At 51.3% G+C, this 24,995-nt stretch carries 40 protein-coding genes and 1 pseudogene; 1 reads left to right on the top strand and 40 read right to left on the bottom strand.

What is annotated here, in order from left to right:
* Positions 1-198: 198 nt before the first annotated feature.
* From LVJ88_RS07450 to LVJ88_RS07275, 38 genes and pseudogenes are all read right to left on the bottom strand, one after another.
* Positions 199-522: a hypothetical protein gene (locus tag LVJ88_RS07450; protein ID WP_143773646.1), complete on the bottom strand. Its 324-nt coding sequence runs from the start codon at positions 520-522 to the stop codon at positions 199-201.
* The gene (locus LVJ88_RS07445; protein WP_085417932.1) at positions 519-1,859 is read right to left on the bottom strand and encodes a phage minor head protein; all 1,341 of its coding nucleotides are present in this window, start codon (positions 1,857-1,859) and stop codon (positions 519-521) included. The genes LVJ88_RS07450 and LVJ88_RS07445 overlap by 4 nt, the downstream gene beginning before the upstream one ends.
* 3 nt (positions 1,860-1,862) lie before the next feature.
* Complete coding sequence (locus LVJ88_RS07440) at positions 1,863-2,063, bottom strand: hypothetical protein (RefSeq protein WP_085417933.1); 201 nt, start codon at positions 2,061-2,063, stop codon at positions 1,863-1,865.
* 13 nt (positions 2,064-2,076) lie between these two features.
* Positions 2,077-3,495 (bottom strand): phage portal protein family protein, encoded by a 1,419-nt coding sequence (locus LVJ88_RS07435; protein ID WP_085417934.1) that lies wholly within the window; start codon positions 3,493-3,495, stop codon positions 2,077-2,079.
* A gap of 85 nt (positions 3,496-3,580) precedes the next feature.
* Positions 3,581-5,170, bottom strand: coding sequence for a phage terminase large subunit (terL, locus tag LVJ88_RS07430; RefSeq protein ID WP_233127509.1), 1,590 nt, complete (start codon positions 5,168-5,170; stop codon positions 3,581-3,583).
* 48 nt (positions 5,171-5,218) lie between these two features.
* Positions 5,219-5,470, bottom strand: a complete 252-nt coding sequence (locus LVJ88_RS07425) for a hypothetical protein (RefSeq protein ID WP_085417936.1) — start codon at positions 5,468-5,470, stop codon at positions 5,219-5,221.
* Between the two features lie 11 nt (positions 5,471-5,481).
* Positions 5,482-5,985: a DUF1804 family protein gene (locus tag LVJ88_RS07420; protein WP_085417937.1), complete on the bottom strand. Its 504-nt coding sequence runs from the start codon at positions 5,983-5,985 to the stop codon at positions 5,482-5,484.
* Position 5,986: 1 nt separating this feature from the next.
* Positions 5,987-6,205, bottom strand: a complete 219-nt coding sequence (locus LVJ88_RS07415; protein WP_085364230.1) for a hypothetical protein — start codon at positions 6,203-6,205, stop codon at positions 5,987-5,989.
* On the bottom strand, positions 6,202-6,462 hold the full coding sequence (locus tag LVJ88_RS07410; protein ID WP_085364263.1) for a hypothetical protein: 261 nt from the start codon (positions 6,460-6,462) through the stop codon (positions 6,202-6,204). The genes LVJ88_RS07415 and LVJ88_RS07410 overlap by 4 nt, the downstream gene beginning before the upstream one ends.
* 5 nt (positions 6,463-6,467) lie before the next feature.
* Positions 6,468-6,815: a hypothetical protein gene (locus LVJ88_RS07405; RefSeq protein ID WP_085417938.1), complete on the bottom strand. Its 348-nt coding sequence runs from the start codon at positions 6,813-6,815 to the stop codon at positions 6,468-6,470.
* Positions 6,812-7,054, bottom strand: a complete 243-nt coding sequence (locus LVJ88_RS07400) for a hypothetical protein (RefSeq protein WP_244694132.1) — start codon at positions 7,052-7,054, stop codon at positions 6,812-6,814. The genes LVJ88_RS07405 and LVJ88_RS07400 overlap by 4 nt, the downstream gene beginning before the upstream one ends.
* Before the next feature lie 4 nt (positions 7,055-7,058).
* Positions 7,059-7,496, bottom strand: coding sequence for a hypothetical protein (locus tag LVJ88_RS07395; RefSeq protein ID WP_085417939.1), 438 nt, complete (start codon positions 7,494-7,496; stop codon positions 7,059-7,061).
* On the bottom strand, positions 7,465-7,710 hold the full coding sequence (locus LVJ88_RS07390; RefSeq protein WP_085417940.1) for a hypothetical protein: 246 nt from the start codon (positions 7,708-7,710) through the stop codon (positions 7,465-7,467). The genes LVJ88_RS07395 and LVJ88_RS07390 overlap by 32 nt, the downstream gene beginning before the upstream one ends.
* A 175-nt stretch (positions 7,711-7,885) precedes the next feature.
* Entirely contained in the window at positions 7,886-8,107 is a 222-nt protein-coding gene (locus LVJ88_RS07385) for a hypothetical protein (protein ID WP_085417942.1), read from the bottom strand.
* Between the two features lie 134 nt (positions 8,108-8,241).
* Positions 8,242-8,730: pseudogene (locus LVJ88_RS07380) on the bottom strand (glycoside hydrolase family 108 protein); the annotation flags it as partial.
* Between the two features lie 145 nt (positions 8,731-8,875).
* Positions 8,876-9,337 (bottom strand): Mor transcription activator family protein, encoded by a 462-nt coding sequence (locus LVJ88_RS07375; RefSeq protein WP_085417944.1) that lies wholly within the window; start codon positions 9,335-9,337, stop codon positions 8,876-8,878.
* Positions 9,338-9,543: 206 nt separating this feature from the next.
* The gene (locus tag LVJ88_RS07370) at positions 9,544-9,900 is read right to left on the bottom strand and encodes a gp16 family protein (RefSeq protein ID WP_085418012.1); all 357 of its coding nucleotides are present in this window, start codon (positions 9,898-9,900) and stop codon (positions 9,544-9,546) included.
* A 206-nt stretch (positions 9,901-10,106) separates the two neighbouring features.
* On the bottom strand, positions 10,107-10,727 hold the full coding sequence (locus LVJ88_RS07365) for a J domain-containing protein (protein WP_085417946.1): 621 nt from the start codon (positions 10,725-10,727) through the stop codon (positions 10,107-10,109).
* A gap of 128 nt (positions 10,728-10,855) precedes the next feature.
* A complete protein-coding gene (locus LVJ88_RS07360; RefSeq protein WP_085417947.1) occupies positions 10,856-11,068 on the bottom strand; it encodes a hypothetical protein in 213 nt (70 codons plus the stop codon).
* 11 nt (positions 11,069-11,079) lie between these two features.
* Positions 11,080-11,967: a recombination-associated protein RdgC gene (locus LVJ88_RS07355; protein ID WP_085417948.1), complete on the bottom strand. Its 888-nt coding sequence runs from the start codon at positions 11,965-11,967 to the stop codon at positions 11,080-11,082.
* 43 nt (positions 11,968-12,010) lie between these two features.
* A complete protein-coding gene (locus LVJ88_RS07350; protein WP_085417949.1) occupies positions 12,011-12,211 on the bottom strand; it encodes a hypothetical protein in 201 nt (66 codons plus the stop codon).
* Positions 12,211-12,738: a host-nuclease inhibitor Gam family protein gene (locus LVJ88_RS07345; protein ID WP_158087931.1), complete on the bottom strand. Its 528-nt coding sequence runs from the start codon at positions 12,736-12,738 to the stop codon at positions 12,211-12,213. The genes LVJ88_RS07350 and LVJ88_RS07345 overlap by 1 nt, the downstream gene beginning before the upstream one ends.
* A gap of 22 nt (positions 12,739-12,760) precedes the next feature.
* Complete coding sequence (locus LVJ88_RS07340) at positions 12,761-13,153, bottom strand: hypothetical protein (RefSeq protein WP_085417951.1); 393 nt, start codon at positions 13,151-13,153, stop codon at positions 12,761-12,763.
* The gene (locus LVJ88_RS07335; protein ID WP_085417952.1) at positions 13,150-13,608 is read right to left on the bottom strand and encodes a hypothetical protein; all 459 of its coding nucleotides are present in this window, start codon (positions 13,606-13,608) and stop codon (positions 13,150-13,152) included. The genes LVJ88_RS07340 and LVJ88_RS07335 overlap by 4 nt, the downstream gene beginning before the upstream one ends.
* Positions 13,605-14,096: a hypothetical protein gene (locus LVJ88_RS07330; protein WP_085417953.1), complete on the bottom strand. Its 492-nt coding sequence runs from the start codon at positions 14,094-14,096 to the stop codon at positions 13,605-13,607. The genes LVJ88_RS07335 and LVJ88_RS07330 overlap by 4 nt, the downstream gene beginning before the upstream one ends.
* A gap of 2 nt (positions 14,097-14,098) precedes the next feature.
* Complete coding sequence (locus tag LVJ88_RS07325; RefSeq protein ID WP_085417954.1) at positions 14,099-14,278, bottom strand: hypothetical protein; 180 nt, start codon at positions 14,276-14,278, stop codon at positions 14,099-14,101.
* A 1-nt stretch (position 14,279) separates the two neighbouring features.
* On the bottom strand, positions 14,280-14,717 hold the full coding sequence (locus tag LVJ88_RS07320) for a hypothetical protein (RefSeq protein ID WP_085417955.1): 438 nt from the start codon (positions 14,715-14,717) through the stop codon (positions 14,280-14,282).
* A 2-nt stretch (positions 14,718-14,719) separates the two neighbouring features.
* Positions 14,720-15,205, bottom strand: coding sequence for a class I SAM-dependent methyltransferase (locus LVJ88_RS07315; RefSeq protein ID WP_198941565.1), 486 nt, complete (start codon positions 15,203-15,205; stop codon positions 14,720-14,722).
* A 1-nt stretch (position 15,206) separates the two neighbouring features.
* Positions 15,207-15,674, bottom strand: coding sequence for a hypothetical protein (locus LVJ88_RS07310; protein ID WP_085417956.1), 468 nt, complete (start codon positions 15,672-15,674; stop codon positions 15,207-15,209).
* A gap of 52 nt (positions 15,675-15,726) precedes the next feature.
* Complete coding sequence (locus LVJ88_RS12560) at positions 15,727-15,858, bottom strand: hypothetical protein (RefSeq protein ID WP_269844464.1); 132 nt, start codon at positions 15,856-15,858, stop codon at positions 15,727-15,729.
* A 168-nt stretch (positions 15,859-16,026) separates the two neighbouring features.
* Entirely contained in the window at positions 16,027-16,287 is a 261-nt protein-coding gene (locus LVJ88_RS07305) for a hypothetical protein (protein ID WP_085417958.1), read from the bottom strand.
* Positions 16,280-16,519 carry a hypothetical protein gene (locus tag LVJ88_RS07300; protein WP_085417959.1) on the bottom strand — a complete coding sequence of 80 codons (240 nt, stop codon included), beginning with the start codon at positions 16,517-16,519 and terminating at the stop codon, positions 16,280-16,282. Before LVJ88_RS07300 ends, LVJ88_RS07305 begins: the two co-directional genes overlap by 8 nt.
* Before the next feature lie 74 nt (positions 16,520-16,593).
* Positions 16,594-16,920: a helix-turn-helix domain-containing protein gene (locus LVJ88_RS07295; protein WP_228068142.1), complete on the bottom strand. Its 327-nt coding sequence runs from the start codon at positions 16,918-16,920 to the stop codon at positions 16,594-16,596.
* Positions 16,913-17,476, bottom strand: coding sequence for a hypothetical protein (locus tag LVJ88_RS07290; protein ID WP_085417960.1), 564 nt, complete (start codon positions 17,474-17,476; stop codon positions 16,913-16,915). Before LVJ88_RS07290 ends, LVJ88_RS07295 begins: the two co-directional genes overlap by 8 nt.
* The gene (locus LVJ88_RS07285; RefSeq protein WP_085417961.1) at positions 17,473-18,201 is read right to left on the bottom strand and encodes an AAA family ATPase; all 729 of its coding nucleotides are present in this window, start codon (positions 18,199-18,201) and stop codon (positions 17,473-17,475) included. Before LVJ88_RS07285 ends, LVJ88_RS07290 begins: the two co-directional genes overlap by 4 nt.
* A gap of 86 nt (positions 18,202-18,287) precedes the next feature.
* A complete protein-coding gene (locus LVJ88_RS12555) occupies positions 18,288-18,416 on the bottom strand; it encodes a hypothetical protein (RefSeq protein WP_269844465.1) in 129 nt (42 codons plus the stop codon).
* A 17-nt stretch (positions 18,417-18,433) separates the two neighbouring features.
* Complete coding sequence (locus LVJ88_RS07280) at positions 18,434-20,545, bottom strand: Mu transposase C-terminal domain-containing protein (RefSeq protein ID WP_085417962.1); 2,112 nt, start codon at positions 20,543-20,545, stop codon at positions 18,434-18,436.
* Positions 20,542-20,790: a helix-turn-helix domain-containing protein gene (locus tag LVJ88_RS07275; protein WP_085417963.1), complete on the bottom strand. Its 249-nt coding sequence runs from the start codon at positions 20,788-20,790 to the stop codon at positions 20,542-20,544. Before LVJ88_RS07275 ends, LVJ88_RS07280 begins: the two co-directional genes overlap by 4 nt.
* Before the next feature lie 352 nt (positions 20,791-21,142).
* On the opposite strand from LVJ88_RS07275, the gene LVJ88_RS07270 reads away from it, so the two are divergent.
* The gene (locus tag LVJ88_RS07270; RefSeq protein ID WP_085417964.1) at positions 21,143-21,955 is read left to right on the top strand and encodes a S24 family peptidase; all 813 of its coding nucleotides are present in this window, start codon (positions 21,143-21,145) and stop codon (positions 21,953-21,955) included.
* Positions 21,956-22,311: 356 nt separating this feature from the next.
* Here LVJ88_RS07270 and dsbD read toward each other — a convergent pair whose 3' ends face one another.
* Positions 22,312-24,111 (bottom strand): protein-disulfide reductase DsbD, encoded by a 1,800-nt coding sequence (dsbD, locus tag LVJ88_RS07265; RefSeq protein ID WP_085417965.1) that lies wholly within the window; start codon positions 24,109-24,111, stop codon positions 22,312-22,314.
* A 148-nt stretch (positions 24,112-24,259) separates the two neighbouring features.
* Positions 24,260-24,988, bottom strand: a complete 729-nt coding sequence (locus LVJ88_RS07260; RefSeq protein WP_054598756.1) for an amino acid ABC transporter ATP-binding protein — start codon at positions 24,986-24,988, stop codon at positions 24,260-24,262.
* Positions 24,989-24,995: the final 7 nt, after the last annotated feature.

The following is a 24,995-nucleotide window of genomic DNA, read 5'->3' as shown; positions in this document are numbered from 1 at the left end:
GCAGCCGTTCATTACTGTCGGCGGGCGGAAAAAGGGGGCTTTTATCTGTTGCTGCGGTTTGAGATTGCCTTGCAATGGCAGGCATGCCGATTGCAGCGATTTTAATGGGGGTTTAATAGGGGGTATAAATCAAAGGTAAGGGGTAAGCCTACCCATAAGGCAAAACGCGCTAAAAAGCGCGTTTTTTCAATTTTAATATTAACCATCCTTATACCGGGGGTCGGCTCTTAATGCCGTCATCAAATCGTCTTTATAAGGGTGCAGCGATGGCAGCTTATCCACCGCATCGGCTACCCAGCCACAAGCTGTACGGTATTCCGTCGCGGGCAAGTGCGAGAAAGGCATAATGCTGCCGTAAAACATGCCGACAAAACAGCCCGCATAATCCTTATCCGCATTATTATCGTCGCGCCAATTATCTATAAAAAGCGGCTCCAAATAATCGTATAAGTCCACCACAGCCGCGCGGCTCATATCGAAACAATTACCGCTGCTTATGGTTAATCCAAACGGGACGCTCATTTTTTATCCCCCAATATCAAAGTGATTTTATTACGTTGTTCTTCCGGCAATGATACCACATAGGCAATAACCTTAGCGCGGTTTAGTGCATTGAGCGGACGCAAATCCAAAGGCACAATATCGGCTTTTTTCAAGTGTCTTTGGATATTGTCTTCGACATCGGGCCACATTCTAGTAAGGTGCGTATTAAATCCGTTAATCTTGAACTCATTGGACAGATCGGCCGTAAACATAAAATCCAATGTAGGCCATGTTTCGGGTGCACCTTCGGATACCACCAAAAAATCAGGCGGATTTTTATTGGGCAAGCCGTAACGCTCCAGTTTCACGCCATATACCTGCTGCCACAGGTCGGCAGCTTCGGCTTCATGATGCATCTGTTTTTTCTGCGCCTTGTCTTCCAGCAGGCGGGCAACTTCGGCTTTATCGGCCTTTAATCCCGCAAAGCTGGTAACGCTCACACCGACAGGCCGCAGCTTGGCATCAAGGTACGCCTCACGCTCGGCAATCATTTTATCAAGCGCATCTTGCCCGTGTCGTTCGCCGAAAAGCTGTTGCAGCGCACCCACGCGGTCGCCGTGATTGTGGGCGAAACTTGGCGTAATGTCGGCGGGAATGCGTACCGTTTGGCCGGTGCGCGGATTGGTAAATTCTATGGTTTGGATTTTCGGGCTGTCTTCCAAGCGGCCTTGCCTGTGCGCTTCTTTTTGGGCATCGGTAAAGCCGTCGGGGTCTTTGGCAATATCTTCGCCACGTTCGCGCAAGGCTTGCGTTTTGGTGAGCTGGCGCACGCCGCACAGGCAGCCGTAGCCGTTGGGTGGGAATATCGTATTCCACAGCTCATGCTCAACCGGCAAGATTAGATTGTAATAAGGCTTATGCGCGTCGCGTTTGTGCGTGGCCGCGCTGGGAATGTATTTAAGATACGGCAGGGCAGCCTTGCGGTTCTGAATCCGCGCCCATTGTCCGGCTGCATAGCTGGTTTGCAGGTTGGTGTGAAAAATGGTGCGCAGGCGTCGGGTGCTGCCGAGCTGCACCATTTTCGGCACGCCGTCCACAGGGTCAAGCATGACCGATTCTCCCCACCAGCCCCGCGCCATTAAATACGGTTTTAACCGCTTTTTAAAATCGGCAAATGTAGTACCGTTTTGCATGGCATCGGTTAAGGCCGTCTGAACATCTGCCAGCATGTCCTTATCCATCATCTTGGCAACGGTAAACGCCACGGCGTGTTCATACAGCCACACATCAAAATGGCTAAAGCCGGGTAACAGCTTTTTGCTTTTCAGATAACCCAAGGCTGCGCGGTCGATCAGACTGTTGAAGTTGATATCCATCTTTTATTTTCTTGAAAAATCCAAACCCGAACCTATCGCCTTAGCCACTAACGGCGCACCAATTAATCCAGTGTCCCTATGAAGCTGCATTAAACGGTCTCTTGTTGACATATCTATATCATATTTAAATTTGACACCAACCTTGCGCTGGAAATTATCGAATTTCTCTTCTTCTTCAAGCCAACCTGTATAACAGTTTCCCATAAACTCCTTCCCCTTATTTCAAAAGTCCGTCTGAAAACCCGCGCACACTATCGCCGACCAGCTTGTCGATAATCGCCATATCGCCCTCGCTTAAATCCATCTTGTTCAAGGCCGCCTCAAAATCGGCATAGCTTTCCGATGCCTGCAATGCGTTTAACACCGCCCGCATTTTCGGCTGCATCAAGGCTTGGTCGGCTTTCAAAAGCGGCGGCTCGCCGCCATTCAGGCCGTCTGAAAGTTTAACGGCAAGGGCTGCCTTTCCTGCCTGCGGTTGCTGCTCAACCATTTCAAAGTGTTCTTTTTCAAAGCCCAAAACCTGCGTGAAATAGTCTTCGGTAAAGCGCACCATGCCCGAATCGGCATAAATTTTGTCTCGCTCCGCCCGCGCCTTATCAATTTTGGCCTCTTCGATAAATTCAAACCACAGGCCGCCTTTTTGCTTGATTTCTACGCCCCAAACGGCATTAACCGCCACCATCGCATCAACAGCGTGCTGGATAGCTAGGGATAACAGGCTTAAATAAGCTTCAATACGGTCTTGTCGGGTATTTTCTTCGGTTTCTTGTGCCGCGCGGCTGCCGTTGGCAAGGTCGGATATTTTTACCCTGCCGAGCAGGGCTTTTTGGATACGCGCGTTTGCCATCCGCTCCAGTTTTTCAAAGCCTTCGCCGTTGGCCGAATTGGTGAGCATCTCCACACTGTCCTCATTATCAACGGTAATCGCCCCGCCCGACACAAACGAAAACAGCTTGCCGATAAAGCCTTGGGCATCGCCCGAAACCTTACCCACCATATAGGGCTGGGCATAGCGCTTGATAAATTGGTGGGCATACAAAAATCCGTTTTTACGCACCGAAACGGCGGGAAAAAGACGCGCGACGGCCATTTCGCCCGCGGGATTTTTCGCCGTAGCACGGTTGACCAGCAGCAGATTCATTACTTGTGTATCCAGCACTTCTTCGCCGTTATCTCCCTTATATACCAACACGCCGCCGCGTTTCGGGGTATATTTATCCAGTTCGTCGCGGCGGTCGGCAATGTAGTCGAGCACAATCAGGCCGTCTTCTTCACGTCGGTAAATATAGCGACCGACCGCATAACCGTTTAAACGGGCAGTCAATACCAGTTCGATAAAGGCCGCTAAGTTTTTGCGCACCACCCGATAAATGCGGTCGAGCTGAGTATCGTCGGTGCCGTCGCCATACAGCCGCCATCCGCTCGCCATCATCGCTGTGCGCAAATCCTCTTTGCAGCTCTCGACCTCATCATCCGAAATAACTGCGGCATAAACCTGATCGCGGCTCAATCCCAATCGGTCGAGCAGCTCGTCCGAACTTTCCGCGCTACTCATAAAGCTATCCAGCGCGTAAGCGGTATCCGTAACCAGCGCATCAATGCGTGTTTTGGTTTTACTTTTGGTTAATCCAAACATGTTTAAACACCTGTTTAAATGGGTAGGCCGTCTGAAACCTTATCCACGGCATTGCCCGACTAGAGTTTGATTCAGACGGCCTAAATCAAAAGAACGTAGGTTCAGGAATATGCACCGGCACGGCCTTATCCGCCTTATTACCGCTCACGGCGAGCATCCACAGCATGTGCAGGGCATCGGGGCCGTCGTCATGATCTGAATTAGGGAAATGGCGCAGCTGCTCGATTAATTCGCGCTGCTCCTGCCTAAACTTGATTAAGCCGTTGGCAATATGCGGTTGCAGGCTCTCAATGCGCAGCAGCTTATCGCTGGCCGGCTTAATGCCGCGGGCAGGCACAGGGCAGCCGGCGCGGGCAGAACGTTTTACCAATTCGTCTTTGAAGAACTCCTGAAACTGCACCGTTTCTACCGCCCACACTTGGCAGCGGTATTCTTTTTGCAGCTTAATCGTGTCTTCGATAATCAAATCAGGCACGCGCCTTTTGATTTTCGCCACTTCTACAAACAGAATGCCTGTGCTTTTTTGATAGCCACCCACCAAAATGGCAGACGGGTCACGGCTGCGGCTGCTCTTACCCAACGACGGGTCAACCGCGCCATACATCACCACATCGGGCGGCAGATGGGAGAAGTAACAGCCATCTAAATAATCGGCAAAAGGCGAATCTTCGCCGCTGGCGGGGTCATTTTGATATTCGCAAGCAAAAGAATGCGGGCCGATTTTGGCGCGCTTTTTCATCAGCTCCAAAATACCGCGCGCCGCCCACGAAGTAACCGCGCCGGCTTCCATGTCTGCCTTGTTGTCGGCATAAAACCGCATGGCAGCCTCTTCGCCGTAATTGCGCCAAATAGTCTCCCACTCTTCCCACAAGTCCATATTGTCCGGCCAGCGTTTCACGGCTTTAAACAAGCGGCTGCGCCAAAACTTGTTTTGCAACGTGCGTGAAAGCACACTGTCATGATGCAGGATGGTTCCGATATAGATAATGTCGTACTTTTTACCTACGCCGCCTAAAGGCTCGATGGTTTTTTCCAGCCACGATTGCAGCTTTTTCCGCTGCTCGGGGTTTTGTACCTGCTCGTCATTCTCGATATCGTCGAGTATGCACAAATCGGGTCGGTACGGGCCGTGGCGCATACCGCGCAACTTTTTCCCGCTACCCGCGACCTGAACCTTAACGCTGTTGGCCGTTACAATCGTGCCGGCCTGCCAAACACGCCCGGCTCCCACAGCTTCGGGGAAGTCGGCGGCAATGCGCGGGTTAAATTCGAGCTCCGCCTTGATGGTCTCAAGCATTGGGTATGCTTGGTCGATACTGTCCATCACAATAACGGCATAGTGCGTTTGCCCGGTTACAATCCGCCAAAGCGTATAAAGCTGGGTAACCAACGTCGATTTAGCCTCACCGCGCGGAGCAGCAATCGCCTCTGATCGGCTTTCCTTGTCCGCTGCCACTTTCGGCAACAGCCCAAACAGATATTCGTGCAGCTCTGATTTACTGCCGCTGCTGATATAGTGCGGGAAGTAGTTGTTTACAAAGTATTCGTAACCTGAAATGGGGTCTAACACCGCTTGGCGGCGGCGCAGAATATCGGCTGGCTTGGTTGAAAATCCCTCAACTTCCGCCTCAATCAGGCTGCGCAACTGGCCGGCATACTCCGCCAGCTCGCGCATAAATTCCTTGCTTTTTAACGGTGACTTTAAACGCATCTTTCAGACGGCCTATTTGTAATAATGAACCACAGGTTTTTTCAGCGGCTCGGGGTAAACTTTGAAACAAAACGGCAGCGGCTCGCCCGTTTTCATTTCGTGCATGGCGCTCATGGCAAAGAAAAACTGATCTGCCAGCCAAAACAGCCATTCCAATTTATAGCGGGGCGCAACCGCAGGGGCTTCGCTAGGGTCTTGCCAGTTTGCAATCCAAATCGGGCAAAACAGATACCAACCCTTATGCGTGTATTCGACTTTTGTCATTTCAGACGGCCTCACTTACTGAAGCGCCGCTGCAATTCAGGCGCAAACAGTTCGATTAATTCGATAAAATCCATCGCCACCGCAGGGCGGTTTTCGCGGATAAAGTCGCCAAAACCTTTAATGGTTTCCATTGCCACGGCCAGCTCGCTGATTTCCGGCAGCATTTTGCGGTTGGCTGCTACGGTTTTGGTGTAGCTGTCGCTTAAGCGGGTAAGCGCATCTACTTTTTCCAACGGGTCGAGCGCATCCCATTTATCCGCATCCTCCATTGCTTCTTGGTAGCGGACCAAGAAACTCGCCATGATGGCGCGGTTGACATCTTCCATTTTGCCGCCCGCCATAATGTAGGCGGTTTTGAGCTTATCCCAATCTTCGCCGGCAGCCTTATCACGGGCTTTCCATTGGCGTGCAGTAGCCAACGGTACGCCTGCTTCTTGCGCGGCTTCGGGCAAGCTTTTCTGCTCAACCGTGTACAGGCGTCGCACTTCGGCGCGTGTCTCCTGCGGGTGCGCCATATCAGCCTCCGGCCATGCGGCGGATTAGCTCAACGCCAACAGATACAATGGTTGCCGTCGCCGCGCCGGATGCACCGCCCACCACCGCAGCCGTGCGTTTGGTATCTTTATGGATTTTCTCCAGCTCTTCGCTAATGGCTTCCTGCTGTTTCGCGGTTTTGTCGATTTTTTCTTCAATTCGGGCAAGTGCCGCTAAAATCGGGTCTTTGTTTTCCATCATGTTGATTTATCCGCCTTTCTTTCGGCGAGTTTGTCTAATTTGTCTTCGATACGGTTTAGCTGGCGGTTAATGGTGTCGCGGTCGGCACGGGCTTCTGCCTTGGTGGAGTAATCCAACTTCACGTCGTGCAGCTCTCGGCGTAAATCCGCTCGGTCTTTTTCGGCTTCTTTCAGACGGCCTGAAATACCGTTAATCCAAAACCAGCCCGCGGCGGTGGCCAAGCCCCACAAGGTTTTAAAGCCAAATTCAAAATCAATCGGCGTCATGGCAGCTCCTTAAAAACCAAGCGGCAGCCGTATCCGCTGCGGCGGCAGAAAACATCCAATACCGGCGCACAATCCGCCACTGAAAAACCCACTTCAAACTGCGCTTCCAAGGCTTGCTTTACCGCCTGATACTGGTTTTTAAAATCCACAATGCCACGCTCAACGTTGAAGGTAACGCCGAAATCCTTATCCATTTGCACGGTGTAATCCCAACTGGTTGCATCCAGCTTGCGGGATACCTGCTCGATAAACGGCTGCTGTTCTCTTGCCTTGGCCAAACCCATTTCAAGGCTGGCGTGTTTAACCGATAAAACACGGCTGACCAATTCCTGATAAGTCGTCATTTACCGGTCTCCGAACTTTTAAGCGTTTCTTTCAAGTTCGAACTATTAACTTTAAGTTGATAGTTGCCCCTCACCCATTCGCGCCAGCCGGCATTCTGAATTTCCAGCTCTGCCGTGTACGCGCCAAATTCGGCGGCGTGTTCCAGCAAAGCGCGCACCGAGCCGTTTTCAGGCGGGGCGGGGCGTACCGGCGCAACCATCAGCACCGCGGGCGGCGCGGGCATCACCGGTACTTCCACGGTTTTAACCGTCGTAGCCGAGGGATTTGCGGTATTGGCGCAGGCTGTGAGTACCGAGGCCGCCGCCGTCAGCAGCGCGGTTTTCGTTCCGGTCTTGAGTAATCGCATCTTCGATTGCCTTTTTATTTTCTGCCTTGCGGCGGTTGGTTTCGTTGGTCATGGTAACGGTGCGGGTTTCTATATCCTCTTTGAGGCGGTTCATTTCCACTGCCTGAGCTTGGATTTTTTCCAATTGTTCCGCATGGGCTTTGGCCGCTTCCGCCTCTTTCTTCGCGGCATCGGTTTTCATTTTTTCGATAACGGCCTGCTGCTCCGCGTAGGCCGTCTGAAAGCCGACGTGGTAAGTCAAACCGACCACCGCGCCCAAAACCAGCACAAAAACGATTTCAGGCAGCCACTTGAACAGCCCTTTAACCAGTTTCTTTATGGCCGCCGTCTGCATAATCCGCCTCCACTTCCTGCCGTTTTACCGATACCATCGCCCGCGCCACGGCATAGCCGCCGACAATGCCCAAATACACCGCCCAAATCTCCGGCGACGGGTCGGGCAGCACCACAAACTTATAGGTACCCGCCGCGCAGGCTACGTTTGCCCACAGCTTGCTGTGGGATACCTTGCCCGTAGCAGGGTTTTTCAAAATATCCAACAGGGCCATCATTTCGCCTTTCTGCGGTTTCTCATCTTGCGTGCCGTGCGTTTGTTTGCCGATACGCCCGATTTGCCGTAACGGATACTCGGGTGCTGTCGGCACAAGCGCACAGGTGGCGGCGCAACAATCGGTACGGCGGATAATGCAAGGCTATGAGCCAAGGCAATTAGCGTTTTTTTTGTCATGATTTGCGCCCTTTTTTACGGTTTCGCGTCTTACGCGCCGCACGCTTGGCAGCGGCAACGCCCGATTTACGGTAGTTTGGCTTGGGGTATTCGCCAATCACACGCACACGCGGCAACAGCATGGCCGTGCGCACGGTTTCGGCTTCGGTCGGCTCGGTATTTTTAACCCCGCGCAAAAAGGCGGCGGCCGCTGCAAAAAGCCTTTTGAAAATGCCCATCAGAAACGCCCCCCATTCATCATCCGCACGGCGGCATGTTTCAAAAAGTCTCGATGCAGCGAAGTGAAATGACGGTTAGCCTTAACGTATGCGCCGATGTTCGCGCCGTAGTCGGCGAGCTTGTGCGCACAGCCGTCCGTTACCGCATGACGCAGGTTTAAGGCCACGCGGTTTACCCAACCACGCCCAAACGCATCAAAGGCTTTCAATTTGGTGTAAAACGACAAACGCTGGCCGTTGAATTTACGCACCAATTCGGAAATATCGGCGGCGCGTATGGCCGCTTTCGTTACCGGGCCGATAATGCCGTCATCTGCCACACCCAACGCCCGCTGCAAGAAACGGGCGGCATTACCGCGCCCGTGATTGACGCAGGCATCAAAATACTGATAACCGATGGCAAAAGGCATATCCCCACAGCCGAAGCGTTCCCAAAACGCCTTGCGGTAAATTTCTTTTGCCTGATTGCGCGTCATCTCGCGCATTCGGCCTGAGTAGCCGTTGGCGCGGGCAGTCGCTTTGGTAACGCCCCAATTTGTTTCGCCGCCCGCATCGCGCGGGTCGTTTACATAACCGCCTTCATGGCCGAGTACGCGTTCGATGGCCGTATCAAATCCGCTCATAAAAAAAGCCCTTTAAAACTGTGTTTAAAAAATGTTTTACAGGGCTTCATCATAAAAAAAGGCCGTCTGAAAAACGGCTTCATCTATTTCATTCCAAAGCAAAAAGCCCCCGAACAAATCGGGGGCTGGGTGTTTTCAGGCGGCCTTAAAACAATGCAGGCTGCGGGCTGGCTTCAATATCGGCCTGCTTGGCTATGTACCATATTTGGCGGTCGGTCAAATCGTATTCGACGGCGGTTTTGCGCACCGCTTCGGGCATGGAGTAGATGCCGCCACCCATCGTTAACTCGTCAAGGCGGGCGCGGATTTGGCGGTTGCGCAGCTCGCGCAGGGCTTCTTGGCACTTCGGCACCCACAAAAACCGCTGCCGCCCGAAAATACGCCCGATTTTAAGCGCATTTTCCTCGCCGATTTCTTCGGCCAACTTCGCATGCAGGATTTTACCGTTGCGGGTTTTGTTCATTCCCACCGGCAGGCTCGTTCCGCCCCAACGCTTAATCAGGCGGTAGGCGGCATCCGCCCCCACCACCTGAATCAAATCAACCGCGCCATCCGGGAGCAGATGACGCACGTCGTCAAAATCTTTTTCACTCAAGCTCCAAGCCATTTTATTCCCCCTTTTTCGGGTAAGCCAATATCGCTACATTGATGCACACGGCAATAACTGCGGCGATAAAAGCCACTATCAAACATCGTGCCAAATGCCCGAAATCATTTTGCATAACGTAATGGACGCCACATAAACAAAAACTGCACAAAAACAGAAAGCCCAATACGCTCCACATAATATTGATAACACCCTGCCTATCCATATCAAGCCTCTTTCTTTTTGCGGTTTGCCGCAATCTGCAACGCCGCCACCAACTTGTGCATATTTCCGTCTGAAAGCCATTCCACACGATCAACCTTAAACATCCGTTTGGCCATCGCGTGTGCATAATTCCAATGCAGGCCGCCGTCGGCCAACAGGGCTTCGATTTTGCGCATCATCGGGTCTGCGCTCTGCCGTCTGTTTGGCCGCTGGCCGTAGTTTTTATTGGTTGGCGTAAAGCCTTTGGTTTTCATTTCAGCCACAACCCGCTCCAACTCATCAATATCCATCAGCGCGCAAGAATTTTTACCGGTTAAACGTACCAGCATATCGCGGTAAGCGTCATCAGACATGCCCATCTGCTTTTGGGCAATCTTGATTTTGGCAATCAGCTTTTTACGGTTATCGTGTTGCACGGATTCATCTCAAAAATACTATATGTTGTAGTATTTTATCATTTTTTATATTATTTACTACTATATTTTGTATTTTATTTGTCATTTTAAAGGCGTAAAAAAATCCCCGCTTTTTAGGGCGGGGATTAAGACGGCCTTTCATCCGCAAGCTATTTCAGGTAATTCACTACCGTACCCGTATTGCCGTCTCCTTTATCTCTTACCGTACAATTAAAGCTACTTCGCAACATCGCGCCATAGCTATTGTGCGCATCCACGCTACCGGTTATGGTATAAGTACCATCGCCGTTGCGGTTTCTGCCCCAACCGCCAAATTCTGCTGTTGCAGGGGCTTTTAAAAGCTGTTTTACCGCACTCTCGCAAGCGGCTTGTGCAATCCATTCATCCAGCTTTGGCGTTTTATTATCAGATTTACCAAACACTATCATTCCAAAAAACAAAACCAAAAAGCCGCCGCCGATTATCTGTACCCAGCTCATTTGGGACGGCTGCTGTTTAGGTTCAACGATATTCTCGGCTTCAACCACTTGTATTTTGTCCTTGAATTTTTGGTTGGCTTCAAGGGCTACCTTTTCTAAAAGCTGGGGCTGCTCCATAAACAGATTTTTGTTATACGCCTTGCGCGCTTCTTCATCCAACAGATTCTCTTTGCACACCTGCAAATCAGACAAACTTATCCGGCCGCTTTCCGCCATCTTCTGCATAGCCTTACGGATTTCTTCAGAATTGGCAGTAATATTCACACCCAAAATTTCATAATAATTCTTCATATAGTCCCCGATTTAACATTATTCTGCGGGTGCATTCTAAAACAAGCGGCATAAAAATAAAACAAACGGATATAAAAAGGCGACACAAAAACAAAAATCCCCGCTGTTTAAAGCGGGGATTGGTTTGTTTAATCAGGCCGTCTGAAATCCTTAACAAGCTCGCCGTCCACAAAATAGGCTACATTGTATTCGGGGTGTTGGGCGGTTGGCTTGCCGTCGCCAAAATCTACCAACAGATAACCGCCTTTCGCCCCTGTAATCACCCCGCGCCTGCCGAGATATTCAATTTCCGTGCCGGGGCGTAAAAACGGCATTTTGTAGGCGTTTCGCATGTAATCCATTCAGACGGCCTCTACTCCTGCCAGCCGCCCAAATGCTCCGCAAGCTCGTTAAGCATGGCCGTTAACGATTCCGTCATGATGATTTGCGACGCATAGGCGAGATCAGTAGAGTTATCGGTTTGGCTTTCGGCATTTTCTTGCAATACATCAAGATACCGGATGCGTTTAAGGGTCAGATTTGCCGTCAAAATAAAGGCAATCTGCTCGCGCCACACCAAGCCCATCTCAGCCACATGCAATCCGTTACGGGCGTGTTGCACCACATCATAGTCATTGATGTCTTTTTTGCTGATTTTGATGCGCGGCACAACGTCGCCATTACCAATCAAAGTAACGTCGCAATCCAACTCAAACCCGCCCTGTGCTTCGCCGTTGAGCAGCCATTCGGTCATTAAGCTAGACGGCGATTGTTTGGTCGCAGGCAGTTTAACCTCCAGCCCGCCCAATGCCTCGCGCAACTTGGTTAACAGATTTTCCGCCCTGCTCGGGGTGGCACTGTCAACCAGCAGCCAGCCGTCCGTTAAGATGGCATGGGTACGGCTGCTACAGGTTAAGGCGCGGGGCAGTAGATCATCGGTAATCTGTTCTTTCAGCCCCTGCTTCTCTCTACGGCCTACAATGCGCGCCTCTTCTTGCTGGATTTTCTCGACTTTTTCAGCCAGCACATTATTAATCACGCCTGCGGGCAATACTTTTTCCTCGCGTTTAAGGCTGATTAAGTAATGGCCTTTGGCATCAAAAACAAAAAAATTATCAAACGGGGTAGGGATAGCAAAACCCTCGTTAAACCAATCCAAGCCGGCAGGTGGCGTGAATTGGAAATTGCTTAGGCTTTCGTCTAAGTGTTTTTGTTCCGGTTTTTGCGGCAACGGGTAAGCCGTTAATTGTTTAAACCACATGATGTTTTTCCTTTTAAAAAGGCGGGCAATGCCCGCCGAGAAATCAATTAATCACGACCTTGCTCAAATCCGGCTTAGTCTCCACAAAGTCCATCAAAGCCTTGATAGAGTTAGCCGCCATTTGTGCTTGGGTCAACGTAACACCGCTTTGCATCGGCTTAAAATCGCCTTCGTAGCTTATTGATACGCCGGCCAAGCCGTCGCTCTGCATTTCATCGCGGATGATGATTGTGATTTCAGCCATCAGCCCACCTCCTGTTCGTTGACTTCAATGGCAAATTTCTCCGCACCTTGTACGATGCTCAATCCCGCCACGGGGTTGGCTGTGAAAAAATCAGCTTCATTCAACACGGCATCTTTGTTGATTTCGTGCTTGGTTCGGACGAATCGGGCGTACTTTTCGTCCGACTGCATCAGGGCGATTACCGCATCCACGCCGCGTACTTGGCATTTGGGCGGATCGAAACGCCAGCGGATGGTGCCGGTAGTCAGGTTGCAGTATTTGACTTTGCCGTTATCGGTCAGCATATCGCGGTTGGCCGTCGCCCATGCCAGCACGCCTGCTTCGATGGCCTGCATCTCGGCGGTAAGCGGTGCGATTTGCGCGTCGAGCTTTTCCTGCATTTCGGCCACGGTGTCGTTGTGGTCGGCTACCATGCGCGTTGCCTCGCGGCTTAAATCGCCGTAGCGTTTGATGTGTTCTACCGCTTCGTCGCGGGTTTGAATACCCACCGTGAAGGCGGGGGTGTTGTAGCGTTTTTTTCTTGCCATTTCGTTTTCCATTCTGTGTTTACTATTCGTTTTCAAAAAATTCGCTTACATCCGGCTGTTTTGGCCAGTTTTTCACATAGCCTTCGGCATTGATTTTCAGATCGATATAGTCGCCGTACTCCCCGGGGATTAAGCGGTTGGGCACATATTCATATTGAAGCTGCGCTATATGGTTCATATCTTTGTCGAGCAGGGTATATGTGCCGCTGTCTCTTAGCTTATCGGCAATGCGGACGGGCACATTACCCTGCCACCCGACAACGCGGCCTGTATCAATCTCAATCAAGATTTCCAAATCTCCGCCGTCTTGCAGCAAAAAATCAGGCAAGTTTTGCATTGCATCTTCGTGTAGTAAGGCGTTGATACGCACGGCGTAAACTTCAACTTCAACGGGTTTTAAAACTTCAACTTTCATGATTTATTACCTTTCTGCCTTGCGGCATAAATACGTTTACATTCTTCCACCGACCGACTGCGCGGTGGGTACATCCAATTTCTGTTTGAGCACGGGGCTTTTGCCAGTATTGCGTTGATTCTGCCTAGCGCGGCTTGTGCGGCGGCTTTTTCCTTTTCAGACGGCCGGTGCCGATGCTCAAGTTTCAGCCGCTCAGGGCGGGGCGGCAGGCAGCCCAGTAGGTCGCGCGGTGCTGGCCAGCGGTCGGTTTGCGCCGCCAACACAGCAAAGGCCGTCTGAATCCGCGGGATATCCTGCTCCGCGTCCCATGTCTTGCCCGCCGCCAGTGCCACACTCCACGCTTGCGCCGTGGCCTGCACGGTATCGGCCGCGGGCGTACCCGGCAGCCGCAGGGCGAGCAGCAGGGTTAATCCGTCCACTACCGCGTTGTGCAAACTGTCGGGCAACTCTTTCATGCTTTGCCTCCTTTCTTGGTTGCTTGCAGCGCGGCAGCTGCGGTTAAGGTTTGGCTGGGCTTGGCTTTTACTGTCGGCTCGCCTACAACGGCAGGCATCACCGCTGTTTCATGCGGCCGCCAGCTACTGATAATCTCGTATAAATAGCCGTGCGATTTAAGCGGCAGTTTCAAGCGGCCCACATCCCGCGCATCAATGGCCGCCTGAAAACCGTAAATCCACGCTTCCGGCGGGGCGGGGTAAACCACCCCGTCGCGGCTGATTTGCCCGGCTTGGATGTCCGGCAGCAGCTCGCCGAGCAGCTTGGCCGTGCGGGCAAAGGTCAGTTGGCTTTTGGCCGGCCGAAACAAGCCCACATAGCGCACCGCCGCTTTACCGATGGCCGCGTCAAACTCCAACACCGCGCGAATCAAATCCCCCGCGCCGTCGTTGCCGATAAGGCTGTCAAGGCTGTGGACTGCGCCGCAGTTGGGGCATTTGGTGTTCATGCTTACACCTCCTCCCAAACCCAGCTCGTGTCTTCAAAAAACGTTTCCCTCGCCCATTCTTCTTTTTCTTCCTCCGACATAAGCTCCCAGTCGTCGGGGGCATATGTTGAAAATAGTGGGCGGTGTTCGCATTCGCAGCACAACCCGGGACAACTGATAGCAAATTGGATTTTTTTACTCATTTCAGTCGGCCTCCTTTGCCATTTCCCCCATAGCCTCATCGACGGCTTCGCGTAACGTCTTGTGTGGTTCCGTTAAATGCCAACCATCCAACCCAACGAATTTCAAAAAATCGGTTTCCAAGAAATCCATGCGGCGGCTGTCTTGCTTGCCTTTCCTAATCGACGGGTGCTTTTCCAAGACATCTTGGTCAGGGTCAATCAGCCGGTTGCCCGGGGCGATAACGGTGCTTAATGCCAATAAAAGCCATTCGATATCGCATTCGTCGTATAAGGCGATGATGTTGTCTAATGCTTTGCTTTTATCTCCGTCTTCCAACCACGCAGGTTCTTCATTTTCGTCGGTCTGAAACGGGTTATAGCCGCTTGAAAGCAGGTTTAAAGCCTGCAGTAATCCAGATGCCTCTTTAATATCTTCTTCAGTAGGTCTTTCGATTTTCATTTTTACACTTCCTTTAAAAATGTTATCCAATGGGTTTGCGTTTGGTTTTTCTTGTGCTTCATGCTCACATGCCCGAATAGTGGCTTTTGGTCGGTCAAGGCCAGTATTTCGCGCACTCTGATTTGGTTTTCGTTCCACTTGAAAATCAGCAAGCCATCAGGTTTAAGCACCCTGAAACACTCGGAAAAACCTTTCCGTATATCGTCTTGCCACCGCCCGCCCAATACGCCGTATTTCTTGGCCAACCACGATTTCTCGCCCGCATGAATCAGGTGCGGCGGGTCGAAAACCACCACCGGAAAAGTGTTATCGGGGAACGGTAGGTCGGTAAAATCCAACCTAACGTCGGGGGATATTTCCAGCTTCCGCAAATAGTGGCGGTCTTTAAGCAGATGTTGCTCGTGGCGCTCATCCCCAAACACCACGCGCTCGTCTTTTTTGTCAAAAAACATCATCTTGCTGCCGCAGCAAGGGTCTAAAACTTTCATTTCAGACGGTCTCCTTTGCCCGCTCTTTCCAGCCAATCCATGCATAATCGATGCTCACGTCTTCATAGCCGCCGTCGTCAGGATTGCGGGCGAGGCGGTCGCCGTTATTCAATCGGCACATCCACGCTTCAAACTTTGCCCGTTCTGCCGCTTCCGGGTCGTGCTTGCATACGCTCACCCCGCTGCATTCTTCAAACGCCAAGTCGATGGCTTCGCGTACCGTCGGTGCGATCGCAACAAAGCAGGTTTTTTCGCACATTTGCACCGTCACCGTCGGATGCTCACCGTCTTTTTTTTCCACAACGAAATTGCCTAAATCTTCCAGCCACTCAAGGCGTTTTTGGTCGTACAAATCGCGGGTTTCCAAGCGCATGATGCACAAGGCTGCCTCGTTTAAAAGTAGGTTTAAATGCGCCGGCGTTTGCGTGTCTTCCGCCGCGCGAATTAAATCGTCTGCCAATCTGTTCATTTTTATGTTTCCTTTATTTTCAATAGGTTACGAATTTCACAAGGCAAAAAAATTATTGCCCGATAAGTTTTTGCACCGTCAACCAGCCCAAATACCCGCCTGCTGCCGCTGCCGACCAACACATCACGAAGGCCGCCAACCACAATCTAATCAGCCATAAGGCCGTCTGAATTTTTTTGCTCATACTGTTCCCCAGTCATAATGGCGTCATCGCCGTAGATTTGTTTGATTTGCCTGATTGCCGCTTGCAGCCGCCCGTGCTTGGTGTGCGGGCTATACAGATTCTGATAAATCCGCTGCCGCCTGCGGTGCTGCCCGTATGCCTGCCAGTCAACATTCCTGCGTCGGTAACTCATATTGCCCACCTTTTATATAACCAGCCCCAATTTTGCAGGCACAAGGCTTTTCTTTCTTCCGCGCTTATCGCCAGTTCTTGCTTTTCTTCTGCCGCTTTTCGTTTGCGATGATTTAGCGATACATATTTAATGCACTCTCGGCAGGTCTTACGCGCCCGCCAAGTGCCTTCTTTTTTATCGGCAGAGGTTTGGTATTCGTCAAAACAATGTAGGGGTAAGCTCTTGTCGCACCGGGCGCAGATTTGATACTCACTCATATACCACCCCTTTCATTCTTTCTTCGTCGCTCATGTTGCCGTACACTTTTTCCGCTGCTTTATCAGCCTCGCGGGCATCACGCTCTTTTTTCATTTCCAACAGGGTGTTTATTTTCCCTATTGCGGCAGCAGGCTGCGGCTCGCAGCCGTATTGGGTAAGGGCGGTAACAACAATCACGATCAGAAGCACCACCGCCAACAGCCCGCCGCTTGAATTTTGTTGTGCATACATTTCGATATTCCTTATATTTCAATAACTTATCAAAACCAAAAGGCAAAAAATATATAGCCGTATCAATGGCTCATCTATTTTTCAGGCCGTTTGGGGCAGTTTTGGCACACCCGCCAATGCTGCATTTTTGCGGGGTTGTGCGTCGGTGCGGGCGCATGGGCATAATCGCGGCACTCTTGTAAAGTAATCACCGATTCCTTAAACGGGCATTCGGTATTGGTGTACACCAACATCACTTTGTGTGCGACCGCATCGGTTTTTCCCGCATATTTGCCGTTGAGTATCAAGCTCACGGTGGTTTGGCTGTATCCGATTTTTTCCGCTACTTTTCTGCGGCTGCTCAACTTGACTTCACGTTCCAAAATGCCAAACCATTCATCATTCATGTATTGTTTATTCATAATCAGGTACTTCCCGTAGTGTGATTTTGTCTAGGTTAGGGTCGTAAATCTCCGTTACCGCCAACAGCTGCGGCGCTTCCGCCCCCGTATTTTTAATCAGCAGGTATTCAAGGTTTGCGGCTTGCCTTAAATAACCCGCTTGGGTTAGTGCAGTAAGATATTGTTTCACATGTGCTTTACCTACCCTGTGTGTCATATTGACATGGGTATGCAGGCTATCCAGCCCAAAGCGGTTTAAAATCTTAATGCTGCGCCACAATGCTTCGGTTACGCTGCCTTTCCCTGTGCTGCCGTCTTTATTTAGATGTGGAGCAGCACGGACAATAGCTTGGTCTTTCAAGGCGTAGGCCGAGCTGTTCCGAAAACGGCTGCCTTTAGATGCCTTGATAAACCCGCCTTTAAACAGTTTGTACATATAGCCATTGGCCGTCTGAAATGGCACGCCCGCTTTTTCCGCCACTTGGTTTACGGTTAAAAAGCGGTTGCGGTTGCCCCGTAAAATATCCCACACCGCCTGCCGCACATTGCGCGGCTTACTCAATTCCACGCTAATCATAATTTCATCCCCCGTTTGGGTGCTTCACCCACATAAAAATCAAAACCCTTCAAGCCTTTAATATCATCCAACCCGATTTCATCGAAACCCAGCGTGTCCGCTTGGCTTTCCAAGTTGGCTAAATTGACCGTTACGCGGCGCACCGAGCCGTGCGAAATCTCCACCAAATGCGCCAGCAGATCGGGCTTGATTTTGACTGACGGCGCATGTATCGCCGCCAGCTGCTCCGCATCGGCCATGCTCACCGGCTGCGCGCCTATCCATGCCAGCACGCGGTTGTGGAAGCGTTCGTATTTCTTCAACTTCGCAGGCAGCTGCTCTTCGCCTACCAGCATCACGGGAGCTTGGCTACCCTCGTATATATCGCGCACCAGTTCCACCATGCCTGCCTTGGTCACTAAATAATCCGCTTCATCCAAAATCAGCGGGCGTTGGCTGGCCGCCAGTTGTTCGCAGATTTGGTCTAGGCAGCCCGCCGTGGTTTTGGCGGGAGAGATGCCCATTTCAAAGCAGATTTTTTCGAGCAGGGTTTTCTTTGCCCACGCGCTGCGCAGTTGCACATAATAGGCGCGGGTTTCGTTGGCCACGGCCACCATCGCCGTGGTTTTTCCGAAACCACTCGGGCCGTACAGCACCCCCAAGCCCGGCAGGCCGTCTTTTCGCCCCACCAAACGCTGCATTGCTACCGATGCCAAAGATAAGTTGTTGATATTCGCTATTTTCATGGTTTTAAATTCCGTATTTTCGTTACCTGTTTAACTTGTGTTTAAACGGCGGTTTAAAGGCCGTCTGAAAAACCGCTTTTGGCATTTTATTGCGCGGCTCGGCTTGTTCGTCGCAACACTTCGCGCTCAAAAAAGCGCATCAGCCGACGGTGTTTTTGCGTTTTGGCCATGCGTAATGCCAGCCATTTCGGTGTCGTACTCATGGTTTTCATCATTACCCCTTTCTTTCTTGTTAACTGACTGCCTGTCTGTTCATAAACGACTTATATTCTGCGCTGTTCGGATAACGCCGCACCCAAACCGCCGCCCGCTCGGGCAGGCTGTCCGAATCCTTTATCCGTTGGTACAGCGCGAAACGCTCGGCGGGCGTTTCGGGAACCGTCCAGCCCGTATCCGCTTTGGCTTGCACCGCCTGCACCGTTTCCGGCTCTTGCTGTTGCATCCGCTGCGCCAGCATCTGTTCGTGCTGCTGCCGCGCTTGTTCCAAATTGATGTTCAGGCCACCGATATTCATAGTTTCCTGTTGCCCGATACCTGCCACGCCTTTTTCGGCTAAGATGTTTTCGCGCTGCAATTCCAAGCGTTTCAGGCGTTGGTCGGTGCGCTTGTCTGCTGCCTGCTCAATAAAGCTTTGCGGCATATAAGATGTAGCGTTACCGTTCCATTCTGCTTTGCAAATCAGGCGGCCTACATCGTCATACACCCACACCCATTGGGCGTCGGTAACGTCATAAGCCACCCGCACATAATCGCCGTGCAGCTCTTCCAATGCGCCGCTGAAATAGGTGTTATTCAGCACCGATACCTGACCGCGCGATACCTTGCGCATTTCCTGCGGGCGGAACAGCCAGCTTTCTTCCTGCGGCTCCACCTTCATCGGTTCGCCGTGCTGCGCCACACCCAACGCCCACATCTCGTTAGGTGTCATAAACCGCATCTTGCCCGTTTCAGGGTCGGTAAATTTCAGCAGCGAGCGGTGCGGCTTATTGTTGTAGGCATCGATCACGGCTTCAACGTAGGCTTTAAACTCGTCCCACAGCATCACCGGCGCATTCACAATCTTGCCTTGCAGCTTGATTTCCTGCCGGCTCCACTTAAACATCTTCTTGCGGGCTTCTTCGTCCATATCCTTGCCCACATAAGTGGGCAAAAACTTAGCCGCCTTGGTAAAAATGTTGTGGCTGCGCTCCGAAGTACCTTTTGCCTGCGAGTTGTAGGCTCTTGAGTGGCTCATTGTGATACCCAAACGGCCTAAAACACCCGTGGCTTCGTCGGTCATCATGATATTTTCGAAGCCCTTGCCCCAGTCGACATACCAAATATTGGGTATGGCCGTCTTACACGCATTGCTTAAGGCTTCCAGCACCGTGAGCCTGCTTTCCGCCAGCCCCACGCTCCAGCCCACGCATCGGCGGGTGTGGATGTCCACCACCGTAGTAATTTCAGGTCTAAACGGTCTGCCGCTGCGCGGATTCAGCACTTCCGCATCAAATGTATGACCGTCGGCGGTGTAGATGTCGGCGGGTTTCAAATGGAGGAAGTCGCGCGTTTTGTGCGGCAGGATGTTCTTAAGCTCGCGCTTGCCCATTCTGCCGTCTTGCAAGGCCACCGCGCCGCACTTATCCATCGCCCGCCGTACCGCGTGGATGCTCGGAACCACCCTGTCGGGGTATTCTTCGCGCATCACCGCACAAAACAGTTCGTAGGCCATCACCACCGTCAGCTTTTGCGGCTGGCGGTAACATTTCAAAAACAAAGGCAGCCAGTAGGGTATTTCCATGTTTTTTTGCACAATCTTGGGAGCAAGGCTGTTTTGTTCCCGCGCTGCAAACCAGCGTTTAATGGTACGGCTGCTCGGCAACTTCAAACTGCCTGCGCCGCGCTCGTCTAAGGCCAGCGCAAAGGTTTTGGCGATATGCCCAAACTGCGGCAACCGCGCCTGAGTGAGCAGCGTCGTAATCGCTGCATCTTTGCCGACTTTCGATTCTTCCATTAGCTTTTCCACCGCCTTCAACACCGCCAGCCTTGCCCCTTCGCGGGTGCGCTGGGCTTCGGTAGTGTGGTCGTAACGCATCTCTGTTGATACTGCCGTGGTTGGCTGGGCAACCGTCGGTACCGGCGGCAGTTCGGCAAGCACTTTCGCCGTCTGCTGTTGCCGGATTTGCTCCAGCACTTCGGGCGGCGGGGTGTACTCGCGGCGTTTGCCGCCGCGCCCGCCTTTGCCTGCCACCTCAACGTAGGGCCAGCTCTCTCTTTTCGCCTTATCGCCTAAGCCGACTTTTGTCGCCGGTAAACTGTCCAGCTTCATATCAAGCAATTCGGCTATCGAATAGTGCGTTTTCATGCTACCGATTCCTTATATAAATGTGCGTAGCGCGGTCGGATGCGCTTTCCTTCTTTTGTCCACCGTTCCGGCCACAATTCGTGCAAAGGTTTTTCCAAGATTTTGGCGATTGCCTTTTCTCCGGCGGTTGACGGTTTGGTTAGGGCTAGTCGCACCGTTGAGCAGCCGATTTTGGCTTCTTTTGCCACATCTTCCAGCGTATAGCCCTTGATACGCAGATGCGCTCTGATAAGTTCAGGGTGCATATTTTTTCCTTTCTTTATTTCAAAACTTTACTACTTCAAAACTGCTTAATCGGCCGCCCGATTGATTTCAGACGGCCTGTTAAACAGCCTTCTCATAAAAGACCGTTTGTCTGCGTTTTTTCGGCGTTTTTCCAAATTGTTAAAGAGCAATAGCAAATCAGTTATAATCCTTTAAAGCTGCTGTTTTGCTATGTTTAATATAGTAAAGTAGTAAGATTTTAAAGGCAACTATTATTTACTACTTTACTTACTACTTTTAATCAAAATATTGTTTTTAAATAATATTTATTTTTCAGAAAATCTTACAACTTTATACAAAAAGTAGTAAGGTTAAAAAAAGGTCTGTTTTTTTATGGCTGTTTTGAAATTAGATACCGCGCAAATTACTGAAATTTCTAAAAAGGCTAAGGAACTCGGTATAAATTCCGAGCTTCCAAGTAGTAAGCCCGGTGTAGCTGATAAGGCAGAGCGAGAAAAGTGGGAGTTTGAAATGATTCCCAGTAAGGGAGGGCGGCACGGTATGAAAAAGCTGTACACAATCCCTGCATATATCGTTGATGGATTAGAAGAAAAAGGCTTATTGCACCTGATTGAAAGCGGCCTTGAAGAAGCCCCGCAGGTAGGAACATTGCCTTCTGAAAGTAATATATATAAAGAGAACGAAGCACCGGCTCCGCGTGAACGCACGGAATTTACCCTGTCTTACAGCAAGTGGGCGGAAAAACAGGAACGCGGCAATATCGTTCCGGTAAGATACTATAAAGAAGTATTCGCAAGCGCAGGTAATGGGGCAATCCCGTGGGATAACGACCCCGAGGCTATGTGGTTTCGAGATTCCTTTTTTAAATACTTAGGTTTAAAGCCTGCCGATTGTTTTTGTACGCGTGTAGATGGCGATAGTATGCACCCAACCCTGATCGACCAAGGCACGGTACTATGGCATGCCGTCACTCAATACACCCGCGAGGGCATATACCTGTTCAGGCAAGGGGAAGAGTTGCGGGTAAAACGCCTGCAACGCCTTAATATCAACTCTTTCAACATCATCAGCGACAACCCCAATAAGGGCATATACCCGACAACAGAACTGGATCTATCACAAGCTGAGCCGCACGACTTCGAGATCCTCGGACGCTATTTATGGAGTTGCGGCATAGCAAAATAATCGGATTTGATAATTCCCCGTTTATTTCGTGACAAAAAACGCGCAAAAATGATTTAAATATGCTCATTTTTGCGCGTTTTTTTGCGTTTTTGATTTTCGCCGGTTTTGGCCGTTATTTTTTTGTTTTATATGGATTTTTTACCTTTTATTGGTGTGGTAATGTCATGACAAAATAAACACCACCCCACATGCACATAAGAAAGCCCCTTTCACTTGGCTGGTTAAGTTAAAGGGGCTTTACGTTTGTAAGTTATACCCCTTACATGGGGCGCAATATATAAGGCCGTCTGAAATATTTTTCAGACGGCCTCTGTGTATTTACCGGTAGTGTTAAGAGAGTATTGTAAAAATCCGGCTTATCGGTTTTCCTGATACCAGCGGATGAACGCGTCGGGTTTGACAAAACCCAACAGGGCTTCGCTGCGGCTGCCGTCGGCACGGATCACGAAAATACCCGGCGGGCCGAACAGGCCGTATTCTTTCAACAGAGCCTGATGTTCGGGGGTGTTGGCGGTTACGTCGATTTGGAAGAAGCGGTTCATATCGACGGTTTGCTGCACTTCGGGTTGGTTAAGTGTGTAGGCCGCCATTTCTTTACATGAAATACACCAATCGGCATAAAAATCGAGCAGCACGGGTTTGCCGGGGTTTTGCTGTAAGGCTGCCTGCATGGCGGTTTTCAGTTCGCCCACATCTGTGTAAATATGCCCGTGCGCACCGGTGGCGGTGTCGGCGGAAGGGGGAGCCAATGTCAGAAAGCGGTGCAGGGCGGTGCTTTGTTGGTTGGCGCTCTGATAAGCAAACCAAGAGCCGCCGGCCAATAACAGCGAGCCTAAAACGAGCGAGAAGGTTTTCAGACGGCCCGACTGTTTGCGCATTCCGGCTAAAAGCAGGCCGGCGGGGATAATCATCAGCAAGGTGTAAAGTGCAATTACCAGCAGATAGGGGATAAACGGCGTGGCCAAATAAACGGCTACGGCAAGCAGAATAAAGCCGAAGGCGTATTTGATGCCGTTCATCCAGCCGCCGGCGCGGGGCAGGATATGGCCGCCGAACGTGCCGATGGCAATCAGCGGAACGCCCGTACCTAAGGCCAGAGCGTAAAGTGCGATGCCGCCCAAAGCCGCGTCGCCGGTTTGGCCGATATAGCCGAGCGCGAAAGCCAGCGGAGGGGCCACGCAGGGGCCGACAATCAGCGCGGAAAGCATACCCATCACAAATACCGATGCGATTCTGCCGCCGCTTAATTTATTGCTTTGGTTTTGAAAATAACCCTGCACGGAGGTGGGCAGTTGGAGGTTGAATACGCCGAACATCGATAAGGCCAGCACCACCATCACGGCAGCGGCGGCCAGCACTACCCAAGGCTGTTGCAGCCATACGGTAAGCAGTGCGCCGGTCAGCCCTGCAATCACGCCCACCAAAGTGTAGGTGAGTGCCAAACCCTGCACATAAACCATAGACAGTGCGAATGCGCGGCCTTTAGAGGCGTTTTTATCGCCCACGACAATGCTCGATACAATCGGCAGCAGCGGATACATGCAGGCGGTAAAGCTCAAACCCAGCCCGGCGACAAAAAACGCCAATAAATTGGCGCCCAGAGTATCCCAAGAAAGTTTGAAACGGTTGGTTTCGGTGCTGCTTTTTGCCGGAGCGCTAACCGGGCCGTCTGAAGCAGGCATCGGTTGCAGAAAGCGGTTTTTCCCTTCCTGCGGCATGGCGTCCGCTTGGTAGAGGCCGCTGCCTTTGATGTCGAACGAGGTTTCGGTAGGGGGATAGCACACGCCTACTTCGGCACAACCTTGATATTTGACGGTAAGCCGGTAGTTGTTCTGCGGCTTGGTGTAAGGCCAGTTAACTTGGGCGGCATGGTGGTAAACCGTTTGTTTGCCGAAGAATTCGTCTTCCTTCTCTTCGCCGCGGCTGAACTGCGGGTTGGCCAGCAAACCTTCGGGATCGGTTTCGGCCATGATTTTCGATTGGTAGAGATAGTAGCCTTCGGCTACGGCAAACTGCACATTGATGCCCGCATCGGTTACGTTAACCTGCGGAATAAACGCCTGCTCTGGCGGGAGCAGCTTGGAAGCGTCCACTTGGGCGAACACGCTGCTTGAGAGGCACAGCCATGCAGCGAAGAAATAAAGTAGTTTTTTCATATCGTGTCTTACAGGTTGCTGATCGGATGATTGCGGCCGCAGCCGCCATATACCAGCAGACGGATAAAAGTGCCGATTCTTACAGCCAATGTTCAGACGGCCTCGAGCCTGTTGCCGCAGGCCGTCTGAAAAAGCACATGAACCGTTGTTATTTCATCTCAACCTGTTTTAAAAATTGCTTGGCGCGTTCGTGTTTGGGGTTTTTGAAAAAATCTTCGGGCGTTCCTTCTTCGATGATCTGCCCGTGATCGACAAAAATCACGCGGTCGGCCACTTCGCGGGCAAAGCCCATTTCGTGGGTAACGCACATCATGGTCATGCCGCTGTTGGCCAAGTCTTTCATCACGCGCAACACTTCGCCCACCATTTCGGGGTCGAGGGCGGAAGTGGGTTCGTCAAACAGCATCACGCGCGGCTCCATCGCCAAGCCGCGGGCAATGGCTACACGCTGCTGCTGGCCGCCCGAAAGTTGGCCGGGCATGGCGTCTTTTTTGTGCGCCAAGCCCACGCGCTCAAGCAGTTCGACGGCTTTTTTCTCGGCTTGGGCACGGCTCTGCTTTTTCACTTTCATCGGCGAAAGAATGATGTTTTCTAACACGGTAAGGTGCGGATACAGGTTGAAGTTTTGAAACACAAAGCCCACTTCTTCGCGCACTTTGTTCAAATCGGTTTTCGGGTCGGCCACGTTCATGCCGTCCACCCAGATTTCGCCGCTTTCAATCGTTTCGAGTTGGTTGACGGTGCGGATAAGGGTGGATTTGCCGCTGCCCGAAGGGCCGCAAACCACCACCACTTCGCCTTTTTTGATTTCCAGATTCACGCCGTTGATAACGTGCAAGTCTTTGAAATGTTTGTGTACGTTGATAAATTTAATCATTATGTTG

This window comes from Neisseria dumasiana (genome assembly GCF_022870885.1).
Classification (GTDB): Bacteria; Pseudomonadota; Gammaproteobacteria; order Burkholderiales; family Neisseriaceae; genus Neisseria; species Neisseria dumasiana.
The sequence above is the reverse complement of the archived record's forward strand: the minus strand, read 5'-3'. Positions and strand labels throughout refer to the sequence as shown.